The organism is Tenacibaculum profundicola, assembly GCF_057220795.1.
The window spans coordinates 2,168,605-2,195,000 of sequence record NZ_CM170137.1; the positions used below are offsets into that span (position 1 = coordinate 2,168,605).

The 26,396-nt window shown below is 33.9% G+C and carries 23 protein-coding genes and 1 tRNA gene (1 of these 24 running past the window's edge); 8 read left to right on the forward strand and 16 right to left on the reverse strand.

What is annotated here, in order from left to right:
* The first annotated feature begins 10 nt into the window (after nt 1–10).
* The gene (locus tag AC2TDS_RS09295; RefSeq protein WP_484738811.1) at nt 11–1,366 is read left to right on the forward strand and encodes a RagB/SusD family nutrient uptake outer membrane protein; all 1,356 of its coding nucleotides are present in this window, start codon (nt 11–13) and stop codon (nt 1,364–1,366) included.
* 434 nt (nt 1,367–1,800) lie between these two features.
* Here the strand turns inward: AC2TDS_RS09295 and AC2TDS_RS09300 are convergent.
* From AC2TDS_RS09300 to mraZ, 15 genes are all read right to left on the reverse strand, one after another.
* Nucleotides 1,801–1,873, reverse strand: a tRNA-Arg gene (locus tag AC2TDS_RS09300).
* Nucleotides 1,874–1,883: 10 nt separating this feature from the next.
* Nucleotides 1,884–2,330 (reverse strand): GatB/YqeY domain-containing protein, encoded by a 447-nt coding sequence (locus AC2TDS_RS09305; protein WP_484738812.1) that lies wholly within the window; start codon nt 2,328–2,330, stop codon nt 1,884–1,886.
* 68 nt (nt 2,331–2,398) lie between these two features.
* Nucleotides 2,399–4,270, reverse strand: a complete 1,872-nt coding sequence (gene ftsZ, locus AC2TDS_RS09310) for a cell division protein FtsZ (protein WP_484738813.1) — start codon at nt 4,268–4,270, stop codon at nt 2,399–2,401.
* A 77-nt stretch (nt 4,271–4,347) separates the two neighbouring features.
* A complete protein-coding gene (ftsA, locus tag AC2TDS_RS09315) occupies nt 4,348–5,688 on the reverse strand; it encodes a cell division protein FtsA (RefSeq protein ID WP_484738814.1) in 1,341 nt (446 codons plus the stop codon).
* On the reverse strand, nt 5,675–6,415 hold the full coding sequence (locus tag AC2TDS_RS09320; RefSeq protein WP_484738815.1) for a cell division protein FtsQ/DivIB: 741 nt from the start codon (nt 6,413–6,415) through the stop codon (nt 5,675–5,677). The genes ftsA and AC2TDS_RS09320 overlap by 14 nt, the downstream gene beginning before the upstream one ends.
* Nucleotides 6,412–7,764, reverse strand: a complete 1,353-nt coding sequence (gene murC, locus AC2TDS_RS09325) for a UDP-N-acetylmuramate--L-alanine ligase (protein ID WP_484738816.1) — start codon at nt 7,762–7,764, stop codon at nt 6,412–6,414. Before murC ends, AC2TDS_RS09320 begins: the two co-directional genes overlap by 4 nt.
* Before the next feature lie 12 nt (nt 7,765–7,776).
* Nucleotides 7,777–8,874, reverse strand: coding sequence for an undecaprenyldiphospho-muramoylpentapeptide beta-N-acetylglucosaminyltransferase (murG, locus tag AC2TDS_RS09330; protein ID WP_484738817.1), 1,098 nt, complete (start codon nt 8,872–8,874; stop codon nt 7,777–7,779).
* A gap of 37 nt (nt 8,875–8,911) precedes the next feature.
* Nucleotides 8,912–10,099 carry an FtsW/RodA/SpoVE family cell cycle protein gene (locus tag AC2TDS_RS09335; RefSeq protein WP_484738818.1) on the reverse strand — a complete coding sequence of 396 codons (1,188 nt, stop codon included), beginning with the start codon at nt 10,097–10,099 and terminating at the stop codon, nt 8,912–8,914.
* A 28-nt stretch (nt 10,100–10,127) separates the two neighbouring features.
* A complete protein-coding gene (gene murD / locus AC2TDS_RS09340) occupies nt 10,128–11,462 on the reverse strand; it encodes a UDP-N-acetylmuramoyl-L-alanine--D-glutamate ligase (RefSeq protein ID WP_484738819.1) in 1,335 nt (444 codons plus the stop codon).
* Nucleotides 11,463–12,689 (reverse strand): phospho-N-acetylmuramoyl-pentapeptide-transferase, encoded by a 1,227-nt coding sequence (gene mraY, locus AC2TDS_RS09345; protein WP_484738820.1) that lies wholly within the window; start codon nt 12,687–12,689, stop codon nt 11,463–11,465. It lies immediately after the preceding gene.
* Nucleotides 12,690–12,692: 3 nt separating this feature from the next.
* Nucleotides 12,693–14,159 carry a UDP-N-acetylmuramoyl-L-alanyl-D-glutamate--2,6-diaminopimelate ligase gene (locus AC2TDS_RS09350; RefSeq protein WP_484738821.1) on the reverse strand — a complete coding sequence of 489 codons (1,467 nt, stop codon included), beginning with the start codon at nt 14,157–14,159 and terminating at the stop codon, nt 12,693–12,695.
* A complete protein-coding gene (locus AC2TDS_RS09355) occupies nt 14,160–16,172 on the reverse strand; it encodes a PASTA domain-containing penicillin-binding protein (RefSeq protein WP_484738822.1) in 2,013 nt (670 codons plus the stop codon).
* Nucleotides 16,173–16,176: 4 nt separating this feature from the next.
* Entirely contained in the window at nt 16,177–16,506 is a 330-nt protein-coding gene (locus tag AC2TDS_RS09360) for an FtsL-like putative cell division protein (RefSeq protein ID WP_484738823.1), read from the reverse strand.
* 4 nt (nt 16,507–16,510) lie between these two features.
* On the reverse strand, nt 16,511–17,407 hold the full coding sequence (gene rsmH / locus AC2TDS_RS09365; protein ID WP_484738824.1) for a 16S rRNA (cytosine(1402)-N(4))-methyltransferase RsmH: 897 nt from the start codon (nt 17,405–17,407) through the stop codon (nt 16,511–16,513).
* Nucleotides 17,394–17,861 carry a division/cell wall cluster transcriptional repressor MraZ gene (gene mraZ / locus AC2TDS_RS09370; RefSeq protein WP_484738825.1) on the reverse strand — a complete coding sequence of 156 codons (468 nt, stop codon included), beginning with the start codon at nt 17,859–17,861 and terminating at the stop codon, nt 17,394–17,396. Before mraZ ends, rsmH begins: the two co-directional genes overlap by 14 nt.
* Before the next feature lie 203 nt (nt 17,862–18,064).
* Between mraZ and AC2TDS_RS09375 the strand changes: the two genes are divergently transcribed.
* Genes AC2TDS_RS09375 through AC2TDS_RS09400 form a run of 6 tightly spaced genes read left to right on the forward strand, consistent with a single transcriptional unit; the run spans nt 18,065 to nt 23,353 of the window.
* Nucleotides 18,065–18,829, forward strand: a complete 765-nt coding sequence (locus tag AC2TDS_RS09375) for an alpha/beta fold hydrolase (protein WP_484738826.1) — start codon at nt 18,065–18,067, stop codon at nt 18,827–18,829.
* 5 nt (nt 18,830–18,834) lie between these two features.
* Nucleotides 18,835–19,446, forward strand: coding sequence for a ribosome biogenesis GTP-binding protein YihA/YsxC (gene yihA / locus AC2TDS_RS09380; RefSeq protein WP_484738827.1), 612 nt, complete (start codon nt 18,835–18,837; stop codon nt 19,444–19,446).
* A gap of 6 nt (nt 19,447–19,452) precedes the next feature.
* A complete protein-coding gene (locus AC2TDS_RS09385; RefSeq protein WP_484738828.1) occupies nt 19,453–20,139 on the forward strand; it encodes an RluA family pseudouridine synthase in 687 nt (228 codons plus the stop codon).
* Nucleotides 20,140–20,167: 28 nt separating this feature from the next.
* Entirely contained in the window at nt 20,168–21,199 is a 1,032-nt protein-coding gene (locus AC2TDS_RS09390) for an alkane 1-monooxygenase (RefSeq protein WP_484738829.1), read from the forward strand.
* A gap of 5 nt (nt 21,200–21,204) precedes the next feature.
* Nucleotides 21,205–22,578: an aldehyde dehydrogenase gene (locus AC2TDS_RS09395; RefSeq protein WP_484738830.1), complete on the forward strand. Its 1,374-nt coding sequence runs from the start codon at nt 21,205–21,207 to the stop codon at nt 22,576–22,578.
* Between the two features lie 40 nt (nt 22,579–22,618).
* On the forward strand, nt 22,619–23,353 hold the full coding sequence (locus AC2TDS_RS09400) for a nitroreductase family protein (RefSeq protein WP_484738831.1): 735 nt from the start codon (nt 22,619–22,621) through the stop codon (nt 23,351–23,353).
* A gap of 310 nt (nt 23,354–23,663) precedes the next feature.
* On the opposite strand, the gene AC2TDS_RS09405 is transcribed toward AC2TDS_RS09400, so the two are convergent.
* Nucleotides 23,664–26,036, reverse strand: a complete 2,373-nt coding sequence (locus AC2TDS_RS09405) for a penicillin acylase family protein (protein WP_484738832.1) — start codon at nt 26,034–26,036, stop codon at nt 23,664–23,666.
* A gap of 357 nt (nt 26,037–26,393) precedes the next feature.
* Here AC2TDS_RS09405 and AC2TDS_RS09410 point away from each other — a divergent pair, with 357 nt between their 5' ends.
* Nucleotides 26,394–26,396 carry the 5' end (the start) of a DegT/DnrJ/EryC1/StrS family aminotransferase gene (locus tag AC2TDS_RS09410; protein WP_484738833.1) on the forward strand. It continues 1,125 nt past the right edge of the window, so 3 of the gene's 1,128 nt are visible here — the first part of the coding sequence; it begins with the start codon at nt 26,394–26,396; its stop codon lies off the right edge, out of view.

A 26,396-nucleotide genomic window follows, 5' to 3' on the forward strand; every position in this document is an offset into this window, starting at 1 on the left:
ACTTAAAATTATGAAAACAACAACAATATATATTTATATCATAGCATTCTTTTTTACAATTTCTATAGGGTGTGATGACAAATTAACAATAGATCCTGAACAGGACATTTCGCTAGACATTGCAATATCATCTCCTGGTAGCTTAAGAAGTTTACTTCTAGGAAGCTATGCTCCCCTTGGAGGAAATGGAGATACTCACATGATGGCTGATTTATTAGGTAACGATGGTGAGGTTTCATGGTATGGTACCTTTGTTGGCCCAAGGCAATTTGATAATAAAACAATTCTTAAAGATAATTATTTAGCAGAGCGCAACTGGAATATAAACTACGGCATCATCAATCAAGTGAACCTAGTAGTAGATAATATTAACATTATTAACGATGCTGCGGAAAAATCACGTATAGAAGGAGAGGCGAAATTTCTACGTGCTTTGGCTTATTTTGATCTCATTAGAAATTTTGCTAAACAATACGATCCCGCTACCTCGGGTAGTGACATGGGGGTTCCACTAAAACTCGAAGGAATCAAAGATTTCACCATAGACTTGTCTGTAGAAAGAAATTCAGTGTCTGAGATATATTCTCAAATTCTAAGTGATTTGGACGATGCATATAACATGCTCCCTGAATATAATACAGTTTTTGCCGACAAATATTCAGCAAAAGCCTTACAAGCAAGAGTTTATCTTCAACAAGCCAATTACGAGAAAGCACGTGACGCTTCAAACGACGTTATTCTTAACAGTTCGCATGGCTTGACAAATAGCTATGCAAAAGCTTTTAACAATGACAATGATTCAAATGAAGACGTTTTTGCTTTTCAAATAACAGATCAAACTGGCTATAGTAATTTAGTGACTTTTTATGCTTCAGAAGAAAATGGCGGAAGAGGTTCCGACATATGGATTAATGACACTTACTATAACAGTTTTGATTCACCAGCAACAGACGAAAGAGCTTCTTTTATAACGGATGAATATGACTTGATTGATGATGCAGGAGGGCTTACTGCGAAATACTCTAATCAATATGCCAATATTTCAGTTATACGATTGGCCGAAATGTATTTAATTAGGGCTGAAGCTAATTTTAGACTTGCAACAAATATTGGACAAAGTCCTTTGGATGACATTAATTTAATAAGAAGTCGTTCTGGCGCGCCAATATTAACATCTATAAGTGAAGATCTTATATTACGTGAACGTAAATTTGAATTAGCTTTTGAAGGTTTTTCAATTCATGACAAAAAAAGAACCAAAACGAATATCGGTTCTATTGGTTGGGATGAAGACCGTCTAGTTTTACCAATTCCACAATCTGAAATGGACTCTAATTCAAAAATTGAACAAAACCCAGGTTACTAGATATTTAAATAACTTAATCTATTTTCTAACATAGAATAATAGCCTCTAGTAAAATAATTTTATCTGTTTCAAATCTAATGCGTCTACGGATGTAAAACTGATAACAAACAGTAAAATTTTTCACAAAATTAAACGATATTGAATTATTGATTTTGTAACTCTAGGGAATTAATTGAGCCCCTTAGTACATGTAAATAAGCCAGAAGAGATTTTTTCTTCTGGCTTTTTTCATAACATATCTTAGATAAAATCATTCAATCATTCCCTTTTAGTAATGCTTATATTTTTCCCAATAGATCGGTGTTTTCCAAACACATTTATGGTCGATACATTAACATCAGAAAAACTATTAAAGTGAAGCATCCAAAAAGTGACACCTGTGGTGACACCCAAAAAAAGCCCCTCATAAACACAAGGTTTATAAGGGGTTTTAGTGACCCAGGAAGGACTCGAACCCTCATCGTCAGAGCCGAAATCTGATATTCTATCCAATTGAACTACAAGGTCTATTAAACTATTATGTTAATTTTGCTTTGACAATAGCAGAAATCACCTTACCATCAGCTTGTCCTACCAACTTTTTTGATGCAATACCCATTACCTTTCCCATATCTTTCATTCCTTCAGCACCCACTTCTTTTATTGTTGCCAGTATAATTTTTTCAATTTCTTCCTCACCTAAAGCTTCTGGTAAAAACTGCTCTAGAACTGCTATCTCTGCCAATTCTGGTTCTACTAAATCTTCTCTATTTTGCTCTTTAAAGACTTTTGCACTATCTCTTCTTTGCTTCACTTGTTTCTGAATAATCTTCAGTTCTTCTTCGGAAGTTAATTCTCCCGAACCACTTTCAGTTTTTGCTAACATAAATGCTGACTTTAATGCTCTTAAGGCCGTTAAAGCCACAGCATCTTTAGACTTCATAGCCTCTTTCATTTTATTTACAACATCTTTTTGTACACTCATCTTACAAGTTTTATAGTGAAAATTGGATTATTATCTTATCGCCACTAAAATTATTTAATTTTTATATACTAATCTACATTATCATGTAAAAATGAATTATTTGAACGTAATAAATCATTATTATCAGTGTTTAAGGCTGTATCAGACTTACTAATATCTTTAGTAACCTCAAGATCAACACCTAACCTTTTATATGCCGGTTGGCGTTCAATTTCATCAATATTTTTACTTACCTGATCGGCAAATTTATAATTGAATCCTTTCATTTTTTCACGTCTTTCCTGCGCTCTCTTTCGCAACTCAGATATCGTTAAACTTAGCGGAGAAGATTCGTCTTCATGAGTATCTATGGCACTTTTTTGATGTTCTTTACTACTCACTTTAAATTTTAACGCTTCATCTTCTTCCTTTGCGACTACAGGAGTTGAGCTTTTACCTATAGTAGGCTCTGCATTAAAATCATCTAGCACATAGCGTTTTTCTACTTCCTTTATAGTAGGTTTTACTTCCTCTGCTTTTACTTCTATGTTTTGAATCTTCTTTGTTGTTTCAACTAATGTTGTCTTTGGTTTTATCTCCTCATAAGAATTTAAAGGTAAATCAAACAACAAGTCTTGTTGAATATATTGCTGTTTATCTTCTTTAATCTCCTCTTTTACTTCGGTAATATTTGTAATAATAAAATCCTCTTCTGAAACAGAATCTATATTAATTTCATCATATACAACCTCTATATTTCTAATTGCTTCTGTTGTTGGTATCAAACTCAACGTAGATGCTTCAACTACTTTTTCTTCTTCTAAAACGTGAACTATTTTTTGTTCCGGTTTTGAAGTTAAAGGCTCATCAATACTAGGTGCCTTCACTACTTTCTTTTCATCAAACGTATAGGTAGCCTTTTGCTCATCCTCTAAGGTATGAACTATTTTTTTAACTTCCGTATTCGTAATATTTCCTTGCTGATCTGCAGCAAAACCAGTAGCTACCACCGTTAATGATAGTCCGTCTTCTAAAGTATCATCTTCACCAATACCCATGATAATATTGGCATCATATCCAGCCTCTTCTTGTATGTAATCATTAATCTCCCCGATTTCATCTAATGTAACTTCATTAGCACCAGAAATAATTAACAATAATACATTTTTAGCCCCTGTAATTTTATTATCATTTAGTAAAGGAGAATCTAACGCTTTTACAATAGCATTTTTAGCTCTATTTGCTCCTGACTCCTTTGCTGATCCCATGATAGCCGTACCACTTTGAGCTAATACTGTTTTTGCATCATGTAAATCTATATTCTGTTTATAGTGATGTGTAATAACTTCCGCGATCCCTTTTGCCGCTGTAGCTAATACTTCATCTGCTTTAGAGAACCCAGCTTTAAACCCTAAATTACCATAAACCTCACGTAACTTATTATTATTAATTACAATTAACGAATCGACATTTTTCCGAAGCTCGTCTATTCCTTTTTGCGCCTGTTTTGTACGCATTCTTCCTTCAAACTGAAATGGCATTGTAACGATTCCAACCGTTAATATGTCCATTTCTTTGGCAATTTTTGCAATAATTGGGGCGGCTCCTGTTCCTGTTCCACCTCCCATACCCGCGGTAATAAATACCATTTTGGTATGGGTGCTCAACATCTGTTGAATTTCTTGAATACTTTCTGCTGCTGCTTGTGCGCCGATCTCAGGATTTGCTCCAGCACCTAACCCAGAAGTTAAATGCGCCCCCAATTGGATTTTATTTGGTATTGGGCTATTTTCAAGCGCTTGAGAATCCGTGTTACAGATCACAAAATCTACTCCGTGAATCTGTTTACTATACATGTGATTAACAGCATTGCTACCCCCCCCTCCAACACCAATTACCTTAATGGCATTAGATTGTGATTTTGGCATATCGAATGAAATGTTATCAAATTCTGTACCCATAATAACTTTTCTTTTATTTAATTTTTGTTTACTTAATTCCTATAGGGGATTAAAGGAATTATTTTTAATTTATATAATTATTCTGCATTATCTAAAAACTCTTTGAAACGCTCTGTGAATTTTTCAAAAAATGTTTTAGATTTTAATTTCGGTTTTTCTTTTTCTCTAACAATTTCATCTGTTTGCTCTCCTTCTTCTAATTTTCTTTCAAAAACTGGTTCTTCCTTAGGTGTTTCTTCAATTATTTCTTCTCTAACTTGTTTTTCTAGACCTTCCATTAATAAACCTACTGCAGTAGCATATGCTGGACTAGAAATCAAATCGTCAGAGTCTCCAGCCAAATGCTCATTAGGATACCCAACACGAACATCCATCCCTGTGATATATTCAACTAACTGACGTAAATGTTTCAATTGAGAACCACCTCCCGTTAGAACGATACCTGCAATTAACTTTCCTTTTTGTGTTTCATGCCCGTAATTTTTAATTTCTAAATACACATGTTCTATAATCTCTTGTACACGAGCATGTATTATTTTTGAGAGATTTTTCAATGTGATTTCCTTTGGTTCTCTTCCTCTTAAGCCAGGGATAGAAACAATTTCAGTTTCTTTATTTTCTCCAGGCCAAGCAGATCCAAATTTTATTTTTAATAATTCCGCCTGTTTTTCAATAATTGAACAGCCTTCTTTTATATCTTCTGTAATCACATTTCCTCCGAATGGTATTACTGCTGTATGTCTAATAATGCCATCTTTAAAAATCGCTAAATCAGTGGTTCCTCCACCTATATCAATTAATGCTACTCCTGCTTCTTTTTCTTCTTGACTTAATACTGCGGCGGCTGAAGCTAAAGGTTCAAGTGTAATATCAGAAAGGTTTAATCCTGCGCTTTTAACACACCTGCCTATATTTCTAATAGACGATACTTGCCCAACAACAACATGAAAATTAGCTTCTAGTCTTCCTCCATACATTCCTATAGGTTCCTTTATTTCTGGCTGGCTATCTACCTTATATTCTTGTGGTAATACATGAATTATTTCCTCTCCAGGCAGCATTACTAATTTATGTACCTGCCCTACTAAATTCTCAATATCAGCTTCGTCAATTACCTCATCAGGTTTTTCTCTTGTGATATAGTCACTGTGATGCAAACTTCTTATATGTTGCCCTGCAATACCGACAACTACATCATTTATTTGCTGCCCTGATACACTTTGTGCTTCATCAACTGCTTGCTGAATGGATTGTATAGTTTGCGTAATATTATTTACCACACCACGTTTTACACCTAAACTTTTCGCTTTACCAATACCTAAAACTTCTAGTTTTTCGTATTCATTCTTACGACCAATCATGGCAACAATTTTGGTTGTACCAATGTCTAAGCCAACTGCTATTTTATTGTTCTCCATCTTGATTTTGTTTTGTGCACACAACCTGATTGTGATACTTTACATTAATTGTTTTATATTTTTTTATAGACCCATCTATGAGTGCTTTATTATAATATGCTTTAAGTTTCCTAAACTTAACCTCAACATCATCCAAGGTTCCAAATATTATTTTATAGTTCCCTGTACGAACAGTAAAAAAATATTCATTTTGAGCATTTTTTTCAATTGCAATGATCTCCTTTTTAAAAAACTCATCGCTCGATATTGCTTTTATTAACTGTGTTAATTCTTTGATTTCTTCAGCATTCCCCACTCCAGAAACTAATGGTACTCTGGCCGAAAAATTTGTTGATAACGGAACTTTAACTCCATACTTATCAACATAATAAGACGTACCTTTATCAACAACTCTAGCTATTGGCTTTCGTTGCTTTATGAGTGTTTTCAACACCCCATTAATAGTTAAAAAAACAGTTGCTTTTTCTACATAAGGGTTTGCTGTAACATTGGTTTCTAGAAAGTGTAAATCTACTACTCTTTTCGGTTGGTTTTTAACATTTTTTCGATTTTGTATTAACATTTTATCAACCGTTCTGTGTGTAAGGAAGTTATTATCTCCTGCTTCAAACTCAACTATAGTAGTTTCTACTTTTTTAAGTCCATTTCTATTCAATGCAAAGCCATATAAAAGAAATAATATGACCATTAGTAAGATAAATGATATGTAAGCTACGATTCTATTCACGTTAAAACATTATGTTTATTTTCTAATTCTATTTTTACTTTATCAACCAATAAACCGATATCACCAGCCCCCATCATTACTATAATTTTTGCGTCAGATTTCAAAACCTCATCTAGTAATTCTGGTTTGGCGATTAATTTTTTATTCTCATGACTTATCAAGCCCAACAACCAAGAGGAGGTCACTCCTTTTATAGGTAATTCTCTTGCTGGGTAAATATCTAATAATAATACTTCATCAAACTTTGATAATGCCTTTGCGAACTCAATGGAAAAATCACGTGTTCTACTGTATAAGTGTGGTTGAAATATTGCTAACACCTTTTGACTCGGGTACATTTCACGGAGTGAATGCTCAACTGCATCTATTTCTGTTGGATGATGTGCATAATCATCTATAAGTACAACATTCTTTGAATTTATCTTATACGAAAACCTTCTTTCCACCCCCTTAAAAGTCTTGATTTGCTCTTTTATCATTACCATTGAAACTCCATAAACATCAGCCATAGCCAGCGCTGCTAGCATATTCATCAAATTATGCTTTCCAGGCAATTGAAATTCAATGTTTTCAACAGTATCTGTTGGAGTTTTCACATTTAACACATATTTTCCTTCATCTATTTTCACATCATAAGCCATATAATCTGCATCTTCGCCAACTGCATAGGTAAGCCCTTGAAGAGGCAAACCTTTAGCCACAATAAGAGTCCCTGTAACCTTACCGATGAAGTCTATAAAAGACTGCTCAAGCACATCAGCCTCTCCGTATATATCTAAATGATCTGCATCCATGGAGGTAACGCAAGCAATATTGGGAGATAGTTTTAAAAACGATCTATCAAATTCATCTGCCTCTACAACAGAAATTTTATCCCCTCCCAATATTAAGTTTGAATTGTAATTCTCTGCAATTCCCCCTAAAAAGGCAGTAGCTCCAATAGGTTGCATTATATGCCCAAGAATGGAAGAGGTTGTTGTCTTTCCATGGGTTCCTGCAACCCCTAAACAAAACGTGTTTTTAGTTATCTCTCCTAAAATTTCTGCTCTTTTAAAAACAGTATAATTATTATTTTCAAAATATGTAAGTTCTCTATGCTCTTTTGAAATTGCCGGAGTATATATTACTATTGTTGCCTTTTTATCTAAAAATGATATCGGTATATTTTTTACTGCATCCTCTAAATGTATCTCAACGCCCATATCAGTTAATGCGCTTGTTATTGGTGTCGATATTTTATCATATCCTGCTACCTTCTTACCATTTCTAGCAAAATAACGGGCAATAGCACTCATTCCAATACCTCCTATTCCAATAAAATATACATTATGTATTTTTGTTAACTCCATTAATCTCACAAACTATTTCAACGACATTATTTTTTCAATTTCATTTACGATATCATTGGTTGCATTTGGTAATGCCATCGTTTTTATATTATCACTTAAACTTTCTTGTTTCCCTTCATCTTTTAACAATGTTTCTAACACAATAGGAAACGTCTCTAGCTCATTTTCTTTAACCAAAATCGCGCCATGTCTATCAGCAATAGCTTTTGCATTTTTGGTTTGATGGTCTTCGGCTACATTTGGTGACGGAATAAATATAGTAGGCTTACCTACAATACATAATTCTGAAACCGAACTCGCACCTGCTCTTGACACAACAAAATCTGCTGCCGCATATGCCAAATCCATTCGGTCTAAAAACTCATGTACCTGCACATTTTCCTTCTCATTATATTTTTGATATTCTTCAAAATATAATTTACCACATTGCCATATTACTTGCAGGTTCTGTTTTTTGAAAAAATCTAATTGAGATGCTATTAATTGATTTATTCTTCTTGCCCCTAAACTTCCTCCTAAAACCAATAAGGTCTTTTTCGCCAAATTCAAACCGAAAAATGACTTTCCTTCCTCAACCTTGGTGTGTATAAATAATAAATCTTGACGAACAGGGTTTCCTGTTTTTATAAGCCTTTCAGATGAAAAGAAACGCTCGAGATTATCATATGCTACACATATTTTTTTTGCTTTTTTCCCTAACAACTTATTGGTAATTCCTGGATATGAATTTTGCTCTTGAATTAACGTTGGCACCCCTCGTTTATTTGCAACCATTAATATCGGTCCACTTGCAAAGCCACCAGTTCCAATAGCCACATCTGGTTTAAAGCTCCTTACAATACCATTTGCCTTCCATAAACTACTTAAAAATTTAAATGGAAACACAAGATTCTTCAAGGTTACTTTTCGTTGAATTCCAGATATCCATAATCCTTTAATATCATAGCCTGCTTGCGGCACTTTTTGCATTTCCATTTTATCCTTTGCTCCCACAAATAAAATGTTTGCCTCAGGGTATCGGAGTCTAAGTTCATTTGCTATTGCAATAGCAGGGTATATATGCCCTCCTGTTCCTCCTCCACTTATAACGACATTAATTGATTGTTTCATATCTTAATTGATTTTAATCAAACATTCTCATTTTGCTTTATATTGTTTCATGTAAAATATCTAAAGGGTTATCATCTAATATTGTTTCTTCTGTTTCATTCTTCGAAGCGCTTACACTCAATATCATGCCTAATGCAAAGCAAGTCATCCAAATAGATGTTCCTCCGCTACTTATTAGCGGAAGTGTTTGCCCTGTTACAGGTAAAATATTCACCGCAACAGCCATATTAACCAATGCTTGAAAAACAATAGGTATACCGACTCCAACGACCATTAAAGTCGCAAAAATTGTGTTCGCCTTTTTTGCAGTTATTAATATCCTAAACAACAATAGGAAATAAATGAAAACTACTAAAAAAGCACCTACTAAGCCATATTCTTCAATAATTATTGCATATATAAAATCTGAAGAAGATTGTGGTAAAAAGTTTTTTTGCACACTTTTACCAGGGCCTTTACCTATAGGACCTCCTGTAGCTATGGCGATTTTTGCTTTTTCAACTTGATAACTTTCAGCTCCTTCTGTTTTAGAAAAACTTTCTAGTCTACTGTGCCAAGTATTTATACGGTTAGGCATTGCATCAGGAAATGCTTTTGCTACTAAAATAAAGAAGAGCAAAGAAAACAATGCCATTAACAAAATATACCCTAAATACTTAAGCGGATACCCACCTATATAGGTCAACATTAAAACCATAGTAAAAAACATAGCTGTTGTTGAAAAGTTCGCTGGCAACACCAAAATTAGCACTAAACCTACTGGCAACCATAATTGCAATAAGCTGTCTCTAAATAATATTTGCCTTTCTTTATGCTTCGCTAAATACCTAGCTACATAAACCATCAATACCAAACCTGCCAAAGTAGAAGTCTGGAATCCAATACCCACAAAAGGAATATGAATCCAACGGCTGGCATTTGCACCTTCTATTACTTTGCCTTGAGCCATCGTAAAAACCAACAGCAGCACCACTATTGGAAGCATTAAAACTGAGCCTCCACTAAAATAACGATATGGTACTTTATGGATACCGTAAATAATGATGAAACCTGTTATTAAAAGAAGTACATGTTTAACTAAATGCCCTAAAGTAGATCCATTTCCCACAACATAAACTAAATTCGTACTAGCACTATATACCGGCATAAACGAAAGAATTGCTAATATGGTCACTATAGCCCATATTGCCTTATCTCCTTTTATATGTTTAAAAATGGATTTCATACAACTAAATATCTCTGTTTTTTATTTGTTATAAGCCTCTAACCGCTTCTTTAAACTTTAATCCTCTGTCTTCATAATTAGCAAACAAATCAAAGCTAGCACAAGCGGGAGACAATAAAACGACATCCCCTTTCTCTGCAATTTTATGTGCTACCTTGACTGCTTCTTCAGCACCTGCGGTTTCTACCAGTACATCTACTACATTTTCAAATGTATTTATGATCTTTTGATTATCTAAGCCTAAACAAACAATGGCTTTTACTTTTTCTCTAACCAACGGCAACAAGTCTGTATAATCATTTCCTTTATCAACTCCTCCCACAATCCACACTGTTGGATTATCCATGCATTCTAATGCATAAAACACAGCATTTACGTTGGTTGCCTTACTATCATTAATATATTGAACACCATTAATCTTTTGGATACTTTCTAGGCGATGCTCTGCACCCTCGAAATTCGCTAAACTTTCTGCTATCACTTCTTTTCTTGCTTTCAATAGTTTTGCTGCCATTGCAGCGGCCATTGCGTTTTTTATATTATGTTTTCCTTGTAATTTTAATTCCGCAACACTCATTAACTCCTCTTCTTTATTTAATTTTATCATTATTTTATTTTCTTTGACGAAAGCTCCAAACTCCACTTCTTTTTCTATTGAAAAAGGAGCCAGCCTTGCTTTCGTTATGTTATTTTTTAACCAATTATCTATCACACTATCATCTGCATCATAAATTAAAAAATCATCTTTTGTTTGATTTTTTGTTATTCGAAATTTTGATGCTACGTATTTATTAAAATCAAAATCATATCTATCTAGATGATCTGGTGTTATATTTGTAATTATCGCTATATGAGGATTAAACTTCTCGATTCCATCTAGCTGAAAACTGCTTAATTCCAATACATATTCATTATAATTTTGTTCAGCGACCTGTTGCGCAAAACTATCACCAATATTCCCAGCTACTCCCACATTGAACCCAGCACTCTCTAGTAAGTGATGCGTGATTAAAGTAGTAGTGGTTTTACCGTTTGAACCTGTTATCCCAACAATTATTGCATTCGTGAAACAACTAGCGAACTCTATTTCAGAAATAACAGAAATCCCTTTTTCTTTAAGTTTTCTCACCAACGCCACCCGATCTGGAATACCAGGGCTTTTCACTACAAGATCCGCATTAAAAATTTCAGCTTCACTATGCTGATTTTCTTCAAATTCAATATTATTATGTAAAAGAACTTCTTTGTATTTCTCCGCAATTACTCCTTTATCTGAGACAAAAGTTTCAAATCCTTTTTGTTTTCCTAAAAGTGCTGCTCCTACACCACTCTCTCCTGCTCCCAACACTACCAATCGTTTCATTTATCGCAGTTTTAATGTCACAACAGTTAGCACCGCTAATAAAATTCCTACAATCCAAAATCGGTTCACAATTTTACTTTCATGATAGCCTGATTTTTGATAATGATGATGTAGGGGTGCCATTTTAAAAATTCTTCGCCCTTCTCCATATCTTTTTTTAGTGTATTTAAAATATGATACTTGAAGTACTACCGACAAATTTTCAACCACAAAAATTCCAGCCAAAATTGGCAGTAATAGTTCTTTTCTAATAGCTATTGCTATTACTGCAATAACTCCTCCAATCGTCAAGCTTCCTGTATCTCCCATAAACACCTGAGCTGGATAAGTATTATACCATAAGAACCCTATTAGAGCACCCGCAAAAGCAAAAATAAACACTGCCATTTCACCGGATTTTGGTATGTACATCACATCTAAATAATCCGCAAAAATGATATTTCCAGACACCCATGCAAAAATTGCTAGCGCCACCACCATTATCGCAGATGAACCAGCCGCTAAACCATCTATTCCGTCGGTTAAATTAGCACCATTTGACACTGCTGTTACCAAAAACACCGTTACAAAAACGAATACAATCCATCCATATTTTTCGTAACCATCTCCTAAAAAACCAAGCGCCTTAGCATAGTCTAACTCGTTATTTTTTAAAAAAGGAACCGTTGTTTTTGTCGATTTATGCTTATCACCAAACACCTTTCTTTTACCATTTTCTTGAACCATTTGTTGCTCTGCAGGCAATTGCTCTTTAATCGTTACATCTGGATGAAAATACAGCATTGTTCCTACAATGATTCCTAAGCCAACTTGTCCTAAAATTTTAAACCTTCCTTTTAATCCTTTTTTATCCTTTTTGAAAACTTTTATATAATCATCTGTAAACCCAATAACCCCCATCCATAAGGTGGTTATTAATAGAATGACGATATATATATTTTCTAACTTTGCTAGTAAGAGTACAGGAATCAATGTTCCTAAAATAATTATAACCCCACCCATAGTAGGCGTTCCTGATTTTTGAACTTGCCCTTCTAAACCTAAATCTCGAACGGTCTCTCCCACCTGTTGCTTTTTCAAAAAATTAATGATTCTTTTTCCAAAAATCATTGATATTAATAATGATAAAATAAAAGCAGCCGCAGCTCGAAATGTTATAAACTGAAAGACACTTGCTCCTGTCAAGTTAAACTCACTTTCTAAATATTGAAATACATAATACAACATCGGTTACGACTTTTTTAATTGGTTAAAACAGTTTACAACTTCTTCTAAATCATTAAAATGATATCTTTCTCCTTTTATCTCCTGATAGCTTTCATGCCCTTTTCCAGCAATCAAAATAATGTCTCCCGTTTCTGATAATTTACATGCTGTTTTAATTGCCTGCCTTCTATCCAAAATTGATAAACTTTTTTTATAGTTTTCAGGAGCAACTCCTGCTTCCATATCTTCAATAATCACTTGAGGGTCTTCTGTTCTTGGGTTGTCAGATGTAAAGATTACTTGTGTACTTAACTGCGACGCAATATGCGCCATTTTAGGTCGCTTTGTTTTATCTCTATCGCCACCACATCCAACAACAGTGATAACATTCTCTTGCCTGGTTCTTATATCGTTTATTGTTTGCAAAACATTTTTTAATGCATCTGGAGTATGTGCATAGTCAATAATTGCTGTAACATTCTCTTGTGATACCATATATTGAAACCTACCACTAACACTTTCTAGTTCACTCAACAATCTAAGCACTTCAATCTGCTCTATTCCTAGCAAATTAGCTACCCCGTATATCGCTAACAAATTATACGCATTAAAAGTTCCTATTAACTTTGTCCAGACTTCGACCCCATTCACTGTTAACAGAGTTCCTGAAAAACTTTTTTCTAAAATTTTTGCTTTAAAATCACCAAGTGTTTTTAACGCGTAACTATATTGTTTAGCCTTGGTGTTTTGGGTCATTATTTGCCCATTTTTATCATCAATATTTACCAGGGCAAATGCTGATTTCGGCAAACTATCAAAAAATAATTTCTTAACATCTCTGTATTCTGCAAAGGTTTCATGATAGTCTAAATGGTCATGTGAAAGGTTAGTAAATACGCCTCCAACGAACTGTAACCCTTCAGTTCTCTTCTGATGAATTCCATGGGAACTTATTTCCATAAAACAATGTGATATACCATCACTAACCATTTCGGCTAAATACTTATTTATACTTACCGAATCTGGTGTTGTATGTGTTGCCTTGTATTCTTTATCGTGTACTAAAACTTTTACTGTTGACAACAATCCTACTCTATAACCCGCCTTTTTAAAAAGCTGATATAATAGCGTTGTTATAGTCGTTTTCCCATTGGTTCCTGTAACACCAATTAACTGTAACTTACTAGATGGGTTATCATAAAAATTAGTTGACAAAATTGCTAATGCCTCATTAGAATTTTCTACCTGAACATATGTTATTCTTTCGTCTTTATTTTCAGGTATATTCTCACAAATGACAACTTTCGCTCCTAACTGAATAGCCTTAGAAATATATTGATGCCCATCAGCCAGTCCTCCTTTTTGCGCTACAAAAAGACTTCCCTCTACTACAGTGCGACTATCAAAATGTATTTCATTAATCCAAATGTCAGTAGTTCCAGAAACTGAATTAACGGAAACCTTATATAATATGTCTTTTAAATTCTTCAATTATGATAATCTTAAATAAACTGTTGCTCCTTTTGATACTTTTATACCGTTTTCTATCGATTGTTCAAGTACTTTACCCATACCCGAAAACTCAACTTTTAACCCCATATTCTCAAGCAATGAAATTGCATCCATACCACTCATTCCTATCACTCTAGGCATAATAGTTTTATACTTTCTCATTTTAACATAATACTCCTGATAATACTTGTCTATTTTAGGATATGACATCGTATCACTAACCAATTGATTGTTTACAGGGGTCGTTGTGTATATTTTTTGTGCGATTTTTTTAAACACTGGTGCAGCTACCTTTGCTCCGTAATAGCCAATTTCTTTTCTAGGTTCATGAATCACGACAATACAAGAATACTTAGGCTTCTTAGCAGGAAAGAACCCTGCAAATGAAGCAACGTATTTCGAATTTGAATAATACCCCGCAATAGTTTTGCCTTTCTTGTCTTTATGCCTTGGTATCCATTTCTTAGCTGTTCCTGTTTTTCCTGCCATAGAAAAGTTTTCAGAATATATGTTCTTTGCAGTTCCTTTTACCACCACATTTTCCATTACTTTTCTAACCTTATCTATAGTTCTCTGCGACGCAATGCTCTCTTTTAAAACACTCGTTCCAAAACTCTTATCTACCTTGCTTGCAACTCTCAGTTCTTTAACAAAGTAAGGTTTTACCATTTTTCCGTTATTTGCTACCGCGTTATAAAAAGCTAACGTCTGTAATGGGGTAAGAGAAACACCATAGCCCCACGCCATCCATTCTAACGAAATAGGACTCCATCTTTTACTGGACGCATCGGGTATAAAAGGTTTTCCTTCTCCCTTAATTTTAACCCCTGTCTGCTGATCTAAACCAAATGATTTAAGTTTATTGATAAACTTTTTTGGATTTCTATCGTAATGTTTTCTGATCGTTTTTACGATCCCTACATTTGATGACACCTCAAAAACTCTAGCCAACGAAATTTTTCCATGACCTCCTTCTTTACTATCCTCGACTTTTCTATCGTTAATGAATATCTTTCCTTTTTCACAGTCAACAACCGTAGAGGTATCTACCACTCTATCTTCCAGAGCAACCATTAAACTAGCAAGCTTAAATGTTGATCCTGGCTCATGGCTCTCCCATACCGCGTAATTCCTTTTCTCGTAGTATTTTCCATTTGAGGTTCTTCCTAAATTGGATATTGCTTTTATTTTACCCGTCTCCACCTCCATAACAACAGCGCAACCATGTTCTGCTTTAAATTTCTCTAACTGCCTTAACAATGCATGATGTGTTATATCTTGTATATTCACATCAATTGTAGTTATAACATCGTACCCATCAACAGGTTCTTTTTCATTCACATCATTAATAGGCTTCCATTGCCCCTTTGCTATCTTTTGTTTTAAACGCCAACCATTTTCTCCTTGCATATACTCCGCAAAAGCACCTTCTATCCCAGCGCCTCCTCTATAATCATCATACCCAATGGTTCTTTCTGCTATTTTTCCGATAGGATGTACCCTTACGGTTTGTTGCTCTGCTATAAAACCTCCTTTATAAACCCCTAATTTAAAAATGGGAAAGGTTTTCATTTTTGCATAATCGTTATACCCGATATTTCTAGCTATTAGCAAATAACGATTCTTTCGTTTTTTAGCTTCCCTAAGTTTTCTTTGATAGAAATCAGCTGGTCGTCCTAGTAGCTCCGACAAAGAATCAGACAACGCTCTTATATGTTTTTCAAAAACTCTCGGTTTAACAGACATCACATCCATCCTTATGGTATACTTAGAAATGGATGTCGCTAGTAAATTACCATCGGAAGCATACACATTACCCCGATTTGCAAAAATAGTATCGTTTCTTACTGTTTTTTCTTGTGAAAGTTTTCGATATTTATCTCCTTCAATGTACTGAAGTTTAAAAATACGGAAGATAATAACTACAAAAAAAAGCATCATTAAAACCACCACTACATAGAGTTTATTTAATATGCCTTTTTTTACTACCATTTCTTCAATCTTTATTTAAGGTTACTTTTATTTTTTTTGGGGGTATCTCTGCTGGTTTAAGCCCTTTGTTTTTTACTTTTTTCCGTATACTACTTTCTAATTTCATCCGCATCAATATTGTACTCGTATCAACATTCTCGGCTCTTAACCGCCTTTTCTCTTTATTCAGTTCAGCAATCCGTACCGCTTTTGCATCCGCGCTATGCCCACTGGAAATCATAACTAGTAATAAAGCTACCAGAAATATAAGTATCTTCCAATTTTTAAAAGCGCTTTCATCTGTAAGAAAACCCCCTCTTAAAACATCGTATATATTTTTCCTTACCTTAGACATCTTATTATTTTAATGTTGCCGCCCTTAGCTTAGCACTTCTTGCCCTATTATTCTTTTTAACCTCTTCTTTCGTTGGAACAATCAGTTTCCCTACTTTTTTAAGAGGTTCATTAGTGTTTCCAAAAAAATCTTTTTCAGGTTCACCACTAAACAACCCTGTTCGAATAAACCTCTTCACCAACCTATCTTCTAGAGAATGATAGGAAATAACACTTAATCTCCCGTCTTCTGTTAACAACTCAGGAATTTGCTCTAAAAACTCCTTCAACACTTCTAACTCCTGATTCACTTCTATACGGATAGCTTGAAATATCTGTGCTAGTATTTTGTGTTCTTTTGCCTTTGGAAGATACCTCTTCAAAATCTCCTTCAATTGAAAACTTGTTCTTATATCGTCTTCAGCCCTTGCTTCAACAATTGTTTTAGATAAAACCCTAGCGTTTCTCAGTTCTCCATACAAAAACAATATATCCGCCAACTGTTCTTCACTATATGAATTTATTATCTTTTTTGCCGAAAGTGCTGATTTTTGATCCATTCTCATATCCAAATCAGCATCAAAACGAGTTGAAAACCCTCTTTCTGCAGCATCAAACTGATGAGACGAAACTCCTAAATCTGCCAACACCCCATCAACCTTCTTAACTCCATAAAATCGTAAAAACCTAGAGACAAATCTGAAATTCTCCCCTATCAAAACAAAGCGATCATCATCAATTTTATTTTGGTGTGCATCTACATCTTGATCAAAAGCAAACAAGCGGCCTTTAGTACCTAGACGACTCAATATTTCACGCGAATGCCCACCGCCACCAAACGTAACATCAACATACACCCCATTCTCTTTTATCGCCAAGGCATCTACACTTTCTTTAAGCAACACTGGACTATGATAACTCATCTGCTTCTGTATTTCCCATCACCTCTTCCGCCAAATCAGCAAAATCAACAACAGTATTATCTATTACTTTTTCGTACTCTACCTTATCCCAAACCTCAATTATATTCACAACAGAAGACAAGACAATTTCTTTCTTCAATTCTGCAAACTGACATAGATCCTTCGGGATCAAAATCCTTCCAGAAGCATCAACATCAACCATTCTTACCCCTGCAGTAAACCTTCTAATAAAATCATTGTTTTTCTTAACAAAACGATTCAATTTATTTATTTTCGCCATCACTAAATTCCATTCTTGCATTGGATACACCTCTAAACAAGACTGAAAAACAGAACGTTTCACCACAAAACCATCTTGCAACAATGCAGACAACTGTCTCTTGAAGGAAGAAGGCATCATTAACCTGCCTTTCGCATCCATTTTACATTCATATGTTCCAATCAGGCCTGTCACTTAATAAATCGATAGTTTGGATCAAAAATATAAAAAAATTACCACTTTATACCACTTTACCCCACTTTGTTAATAAGTTTTACCACTAGACCTAACACATTGACTATAAACCTCTTTAGATTTACGAGCACTTGAAAAATAATAAACGTGAAAATGTGCCAAAAAAAAACTACATTTGTCGTTAAGTCAAACTAAACTTTTTTATGACTGAATTTTTAAAGAAAGAAGGCAAATTTACATACGCAGAAGCAGGAGAAGGGAAAACAATCATTGTTTTACACGGTCTAATGGGAGCATTGAGTAATTTTGACACAACTTTTAATTATTTCTCAAAAAAAGGGTATAAGATTTTCATTCCTGAACTTCCTCTATATTCCCTTCCTTTATTATCGACAAATGTTAAAAATCTAGCTAAGTTTTTACATGAATTTATTGAATTCAAAAACCTAAAAAACGTTATCTTATTAGGTAATTCACTTGGTGGGCATATCGCATTGTACTACATTAAACACTATCCTAAAGATGTTACTGCTTTAGTTTTAACTGGTAGTTCAGGTTTGTATGAGAATTCAATGGGTAATAATTACCCTAGAAGAGGTGATAAAGAGTTTGTTCGTAACAAAACCAGAAATGTTTTTTATGATCCAGCAATAGCAACTGATGAATTGGTTGATCAAGTTTACGATGTTATTAATGACAGAAACTCTTTAGTAAGAACACTTGCAATTGCTAAAAGTGCCGTAAGACACAATATGGCAAATGATTTGCCAAACATGAAACAACCAACCTGTTTAATTTGGGGAAAACAGGATTCTGTAACTCCTCCTAATGTTGCTAAAGATTTCCATACGCTATTACCTGATTCTGATTTGTACTGGATTGATAAATGTGGTCATGCCGCGATGATGGAAACCCCTGAACAATTCAATGCTATTTTAGAAGAATGGCTGACTAGCCGCAACTTGTAATTTATATGAAGGTCAAATCTGCAGAATTTGTAATGAGTAACTCTAATGTTATTAAATGTCCTAAAGACAGAATACCTGAGTACGCATTTATAGGACGCTCGAATGTTGGGAAATCTTCGCTGATCAACATGTTGATGGAACGAAAAAGCTTAGCAAAAATCTCCGGGAAACCTGGAAAAACACAACTCATTAATCACTTTAAAATTAATAATGAGTGGTTCTTAGTTGATTTACCTGGGTATGGCTATGCTAAAGTTTCAAAAAAGAAAAGAACAATTTTTCAATACTTTATTGAAAACTACTTTAAAGAACGAGAGCAGTTGGTGTGTACATTCATCTTAATTGATAGCCGTCATGACCCTCAAAAAATTGATTTAGAGTTTATGCAGTTTTTAGGCGAGAATCAACTTCCGTTTGGTATTGTTTTCACTAAATCAGATAAACTAAGTAGTTCTAAACTCAATAAACAAATTACAGCTTATAAAAAGAAACTATTAAATTCATGGGAAGAAGTTCCTACGTCATTTATAACTTCTTCTACTACTAGTTTTGGTCGTGAAGAACTATTAAATTTTATAGAACAGATAAACCAAGATGTAGCTGCAGATTTCAAATAATCCTAAATGCATTCAACTAAGAACACCCTTCAAGTTTTACACGAAGACAATCATTTAATTGTTATCAATAAGCGTTCTGGAGACATTACGCAAGGTGACAAAACAGGAGATAAACCCTTAAATGACATTATTAAAGAGTACATTAAGGACAAATACCAGAAACCTGGAAATGTTTTTCTTGGAACTGTTCATCGCCTAGACCGCCCTACCTCAGGAATCGTTATCTACGCCCGAACTTCAAAGGCACTAGAGCGTTTAAATAAAATGTTACACGATAAAACAATCAAAAAAACCTATTGGGCCATTGTAAAAAATCAGCCTCAAAATGAAAAGGACACATTAATCAACTTTCTTAAAAAAAACCCGAAAAGCAATAAGTCTTTTGCTTATTCCAAAGAAATTTCTGGAAGTAAAAAAGCTATTCTTCATTACAAAACCTTAAAGCGTTTAAAGAGTTATTCTTTATTAGAAATTGATTTAGAAACGGGGCGTCATCATCAAATAAGAGTCCAGTTAGCTTCCATTGGAAGTCCAATCAAAGGCGATTTAAAATATGGTTTTCCTAGAAGTAATAAAAATGCAAGTATTCATTTACATGCTCGCAAAATTGAATTTATTCACCCAGTAAGTAAAGAACTTATAAAAATCATAGCTTCGACACCTTCTGATCCTATTTGGGATGCTTGCCTCTAATTCGTATCTTTAGGGAAACTTTGAATTAATGAAGGCCCTTAAATTTTTATCTATTTTAATTTTACCCTTAACAGTATATATTTCTTTTACCAATACTGGATGGCTAACATTTTTACCTTTAATCACTTTTTTTGTAGTTATTCCTTTATTGGAGCTTTTCTTTATCCCTGATAAAAAAAATTTCAATAAAGAACAAGAAAAAACAGAAAAGGAAAATAGATTATACACAGGTATACTTTATCTGACCATCCCTATTCAATTATTTTTTTTATGGCATTATTTTAATAGCATCCACGAGACGCATCTTAATTTTTATGACATCATTGGTCGAACTTTTGCCATGGGGCTCATGTGTGGTATTATAGGCATCAATGTTGGTCATGAACTAGGTCATCGCAACAACCGATTTGATGAGTTTTTAGGTGAACTGTTATTATTAACTTCTTTAAACACTCATTTTTTACCTTATCATAACGCTGGCCATCACCTAAATGTAGCTACTCCTAAAGATGCCGCTACAGCAAGAAGAAATGAAGTTATTTATATTTTTTGGATTCGTTCTCATTTCCAAAGCTACTATCAAGCATGGAAGGCTGAAAACAAAAGACTAGAAAACTCAGGACGAAATTGGTTTCACCATCAAAACAGAATGTTAATCTATTCAATCAGTAATCTTATATTAATATCTAGTATTTTCTTCTTTTATGGGATCAACATTCTTTTTGCTTTTATAACTGCGTCAATAATTGGCATCTTGTTATTAGAAACTGTAAATTATATTGAACATTATGGTCTGTTACGAAAAAAAAATGAGCGAGGTCGATATGAACGTGTTAAACGAACACATTCATGGAACTCTGATCATATTTTGGGTAAATTAATGCTATTTAACCTGTCTAGACACTCAGATCATCACTATAATGGAAGTAAACACTACCAACTTTTGAAATCTTTACCTGAAAGCCCACAGATGCCCACGGGTTACCCTGGAATGATGTTACTAGCTTTGTTCCCTCCATTATGGTTTAAGCTCATGAATAAAAAACTACAAAAACTGTAAACAAAATGAATATACCGTTACTTATTCAGACTCAAAAAGAATATTTTAATACGCAGCAGACTAAAGATCTTACGAATAGAAAAAATGTTCTAAAACGTCTACGGGAAGAACTCATAAGAAGAGAAAAGGAGATTATTAAAGCTATTCACAACGATTTTAAAAAATCGGAATATGAAACGGTTATGACAGAAATATCCATTGTTTTATCCGAATTAAATTTAGCTATTAAAAACATTTTTTCTTGGAGCAAGGCAAAGCGTGTACTACCCGCTATTTTAAACTTTCCCTCTTCAGCTAAAATCTATAAAGAACCTTATGGTACCGTGCTAATAATCGCTCCTTGGAATTACCCATATCAACTAGCTTTTTCGCCATTAATTGGAGCCATAGCGGCAGGAAATACCGTCGTTTTAAAACCCTCTGAACTGACCCCTAATACGAGCCAACTAATTACAGAAATTATTGAATCCGTTTTTGACAAAAAGCATGTTGCTGTTATTGAAGGAGACGCCTTGGTAGCACAAAAGTTACTAGCGCAACGTTGGGATTACATTTTCTTCACGGGAAGTGTTTCTGTCGGTAAAATTGTTGCTAAAGCAGCTGCCGAACATTTAACTCCTGTAACACTTGAACTCGGAGGGAAAAGTCCTTGTATTATTGATGAAACAGCCAATATTAAACTCGCAGCAAAACGACTTGTTTGGGGAAAATTCATCAACGGAGGCCAAACCTGTATTGCTCCCGATTATTTGTTAATTCATAAATCTGTGAAAGACACCTTTGTTAGTTGTTTTAAAAATGAAGTGGAAAATGCGTATGGTGATAACCCCAAAAATTCATCTGATTATCCTAGAATTGTAAATACCAGAAATTTTGATCGATTAGTTAAAATGCTTGAGAACGAAAATTGCTTGATTGGTGGGCAATCTAATAGAGATGATCGATATATTGCCCCTACACTAATTAACGAACCTGATGCTGATAGTGAAGTCATGAAAGGTGAAATTTTTGGTCCTATTTTCCCACTAATTTCTTATGAAAATGAAGAGGACATTGAAAAAATCACCTCACAATACGACAAACCTTTAGCTTTATATGTTTTTACAAATAGAAAAAGCTTTGCCCAAAAAATAATCCAACGCTACTCTTTTGGTGGTGGTACTATAAACGACACGACTGTTCATTTCGCCAATCATAGATTACCCTTTGGAGGAGTTGGTGAAAGTGGTATCGGAGGTTATCATGGCAAACAAACTTTTAACACTTTCTCACATCATAAAGGCGTTGTTACTAGAGGTACCTGGCTTGATGTACCAGCTCGTTACGCACCCTATAAGGGCAAGTTAAAACAATTAAAAACCTTAATGAAATTAGGGTAATATCAAAACACTAAACTTAATTAAAAAAACCTAAAAGCTTATGCAAGAAAAAACTGTATCTGAAGCTATTGACTATCGCAGATCTGTGCGCGTATATGACTCTGAAAAAACGATAGATTCCTCGATAGTTAAAAATTGTATTAAACAAGCAAGCCTAGCTCCTAATAGCAGTAATATGCAACTGTGGGAGTTTTACCACGTTACTTCTAAAGAAACTATCGATACAATAGCTGCTTTATGTTTTAATCAAAATGCTGCAAAAACGGCACAACAGTTAGTTGTCTTTGTTGTTAGAAAAGACTTATGGAAAAAAAGGGTCAAAGCTAACTTAGCTTATATGGATACTATATTTGGCAAAAACAACCCAAAGTCGAAACAATCTTCGAGGGAGAAAGTTGCTAGGAATTACTATGGTAAATTAATTCCTTTCACGTATTTTGATTTTTTAGGTTTTTTTGGTTGGTTAAAGTACCTATTAGTCTTATTTATAGGGATATTCAAACCGATGTATCGGGAAGTTAGAAATAGCGACATGCGTGTCGTTGCCCATAAAACATGTGGATTAGCTGCCCAAACGTTTATGTTATCTATGGCTGCTGAAGGCTATGATACATGTCCAATGGAAGGGTCGGATACTTGGAGAGTAAAACGAGTTTTAGGCCTCCCTTTAAGTGCTGAGATTAATATGATTGTTTCTTGTGGAATTCGAAAACCTGAAGGTTTATATGGTGAACGTTTCAGAGTTTCTTTTGAGGACGTTTATAAAGAAATTTAGCTTGAATACTAAATTTATATCTTTTACAAATTAAAAGTTGAAATTATCACTGAATTTCGTTTCAATCATTTAAAAAAATTAAAACAGTCTAGATTTACAAATAAATATTTCGCATATCTATTATTTCTTTTGTAGCTATTTTTGCGTTATAAAACTTAACCATAGCTTGGCTATGCTAAAGTTTTATGCCTTAAACTAACTTATAATAATTCAATATCTACATACGAAATATTTATCTGTAAATCGTATAACTGATAAAAGGGATATTTTATAGCAATGAAAAACATCCCTTTTTTTTATTTGTATATCTCTATTTTTCTGGTATGAAAATTAAAATATTTTCACTTTGCATAATCTCTTCTTGATTCAATTTCATTTTACTAAACCCTCCTTCTAAATATTTCTGAGTTTGATCTTTATAATGAGAACTAAGCACATTTCCTGATTGTCCTGTTGGAAGAACTGCTATACTATTCTCAACATCAGAAAAATCAATAACTCTACGAGTAGAGGGACCTGCTTGAATTTTATAATAACCTGTACTATCTATTTTATAAATTTGATTGTTAATTACTTGATCACCACCAATCGTTTTAAAAGGCCCCACGTTAAACAGTTTACGTAATATTCCTCCTGCTTTCCCTATGGCGTGTTCATACTCTACTGAAGCAACTCTTTTCCATTTCCAATCATCAACATTCTCTCCTAATTGATTTTGTAAAAAAGAAACTACATTATTAAATGATCTGGTTACAATCTCTCTTTTTGTTTCTACTTTTTCTTTTGTTTTTATATCATCCCACCAAACAGATTCATTTTTTTTAACCTGATATGCGAGCACCTTTTCTTCAAAGGGTGTATTAATAAATTGTTCAAAAGCATCTCCCATTTCATCTTTAAATGTATTTTTCACGAATTCATACCACAAACGATTATAAATAACGGGCCCCACTTCTTCCTTTCCAAAAAAACCATTCCAATTTTTTAACATGTATAATGCTTTCTTTCCACTAGGCGCCAACTCAGATTCATTAATACTTTCAATTAAGAAACTACTGATTTCTGGAGCCGTAACCGAAGTTACATCATAGATCATTTTTGCTACATCCTCTTTAGTGAAATCATTTTTAGTGGCCAATATACCTTCTATTCTTCTGGCTCTATCCTCTGGAAGATAATACCCAGGGTACAGCATTCCTGCAATTGAATCTGGTTGATTATTCGCAGAATACACATAATTCCATGCTGGATTAATAGCTTGTGGATTTTCTTCAAAGTCTAAGTACTCAACTATTTCATCACGACCAGAAGCGCCATCTAAAATTAGTTTGGTGTTTAAACCATCACGGTATTTATACAATTTACCAGAAGCAAACCAAGCTATGTTATTAGCTGCATCACCATACATAATATTTAAACCAGGCGCATGTAATTTACTAGCTCCTTTCTTAAAATCAGTCAATGAATTGGCATGTGACATGTCATAAGAAACTTCTAACAATTGATTCTTTAATTTTGTGTAAATCCATTGCATAGCAATAGGTCGTTCATTATCTATAAAATCAATAAGATCATTCATTATAGGACCATGTTTACTAGTTTTTATTTGATACATGGTGTCCTTGTCTCCTTTAATTTTTATTCGTTTATCAATCAGTTTATATTTTAAATATCCTGTTGCCGTTTTGTATTCTCGAGAATTTTTAGGATTATTCTGTTCATAATAAAAATCTACATCATCATTTTCAAACATGGTTAACCCATAGGCATAATTTCTATTATGACCTAATAGTGGAAATGGGGTCAGCGCTAAATTAAATCCATAGACCTCATACGTTGGGGTTTTAATATGTGATTGATACCATACAGAGGGTTGGGAAAAAGATATATGAGGATCATTTGCAAAAATGACTTTCCCATTTTTGGTTTTTTCAGCCCCTATAACCCACGAATTACTTCCTATAAACGGAGAAACTGGTAATTTATCCATTATGGTGTTCATTGCCTTGGCAAATCCGGCGTTCAACTCTGAATTCTTTGCATTCTTAATCAATGTTACATTATGAAACTCACCTTCTACAAGTTCATTTAAATAGGTATCGCCTAACTTTTCATTAATTTCAGTTAGCATTGGATCCGTTTTATGAGCTACAGCAAAACTAAAAGCCATATAACCATATACATTGTAAATGTCTTTAAGTGAATATTTCTCTTTGTCTATGCCAACCAAATAAAATTCTATAGGCGTTGGTCCATTTTCAATGAACTGATTTATCCCATCCAAATATGCTTGCGCTAACTTGTAAGCTGATGAATTTTTATCTAATTCATCAATTGTTTTTGTTGCTGCTTCCTCAATACCTAAACCCGAAAAAAACTTATCTACACTCACCAAGTCCTTGCCAAAAAGTTCTGATAGCCTTCCCGCTGCAATCCTTCTTACGAGCTCCATTTGCCATAATCTATCTTGCGCATGTACATAGCCCAAGGCTATAAAAGCATCTTTTTCATTTTTAGCATTGATATGCGGAACACCGACATTATCATAATGCACAGAAACCTTCTCGGAAATATTAGACAATTCTAAATTACCATTATAAACAGGGTACAAAGTCTTAACAAACAACCAAGTTCCAATAAGGGATACAACTAATAACCCTAAAACTACTTTCAATATTCTCATAAATTATTTTTAAATAAATTACTTTTACCCCTCCTAAATCTCCTCAAATATAAGAGAAGTAGATGAGTTTTTTCTTCAAAAAAAATTAAACCAATAAAAACACATTAAAAATAATTTGCCCCCTATAGATTAAAAAATGATATCCCTAGTTAATTATTGAATATTTTAAAATAGTTATTAATGAGCTTTTTTAAGTTTCGATATTTCAAAACTATCCAGCCTCTAATAGTAGAATTATACTATATAGATGAAACTTAATTCCTGTTAACTTTATTAATGTCAGCTATCAACTTATTGAATAGATAAATATTTAAAAACAAATTATAGTCGTATTTTTGTTCTGATAAAATTCTTACCATG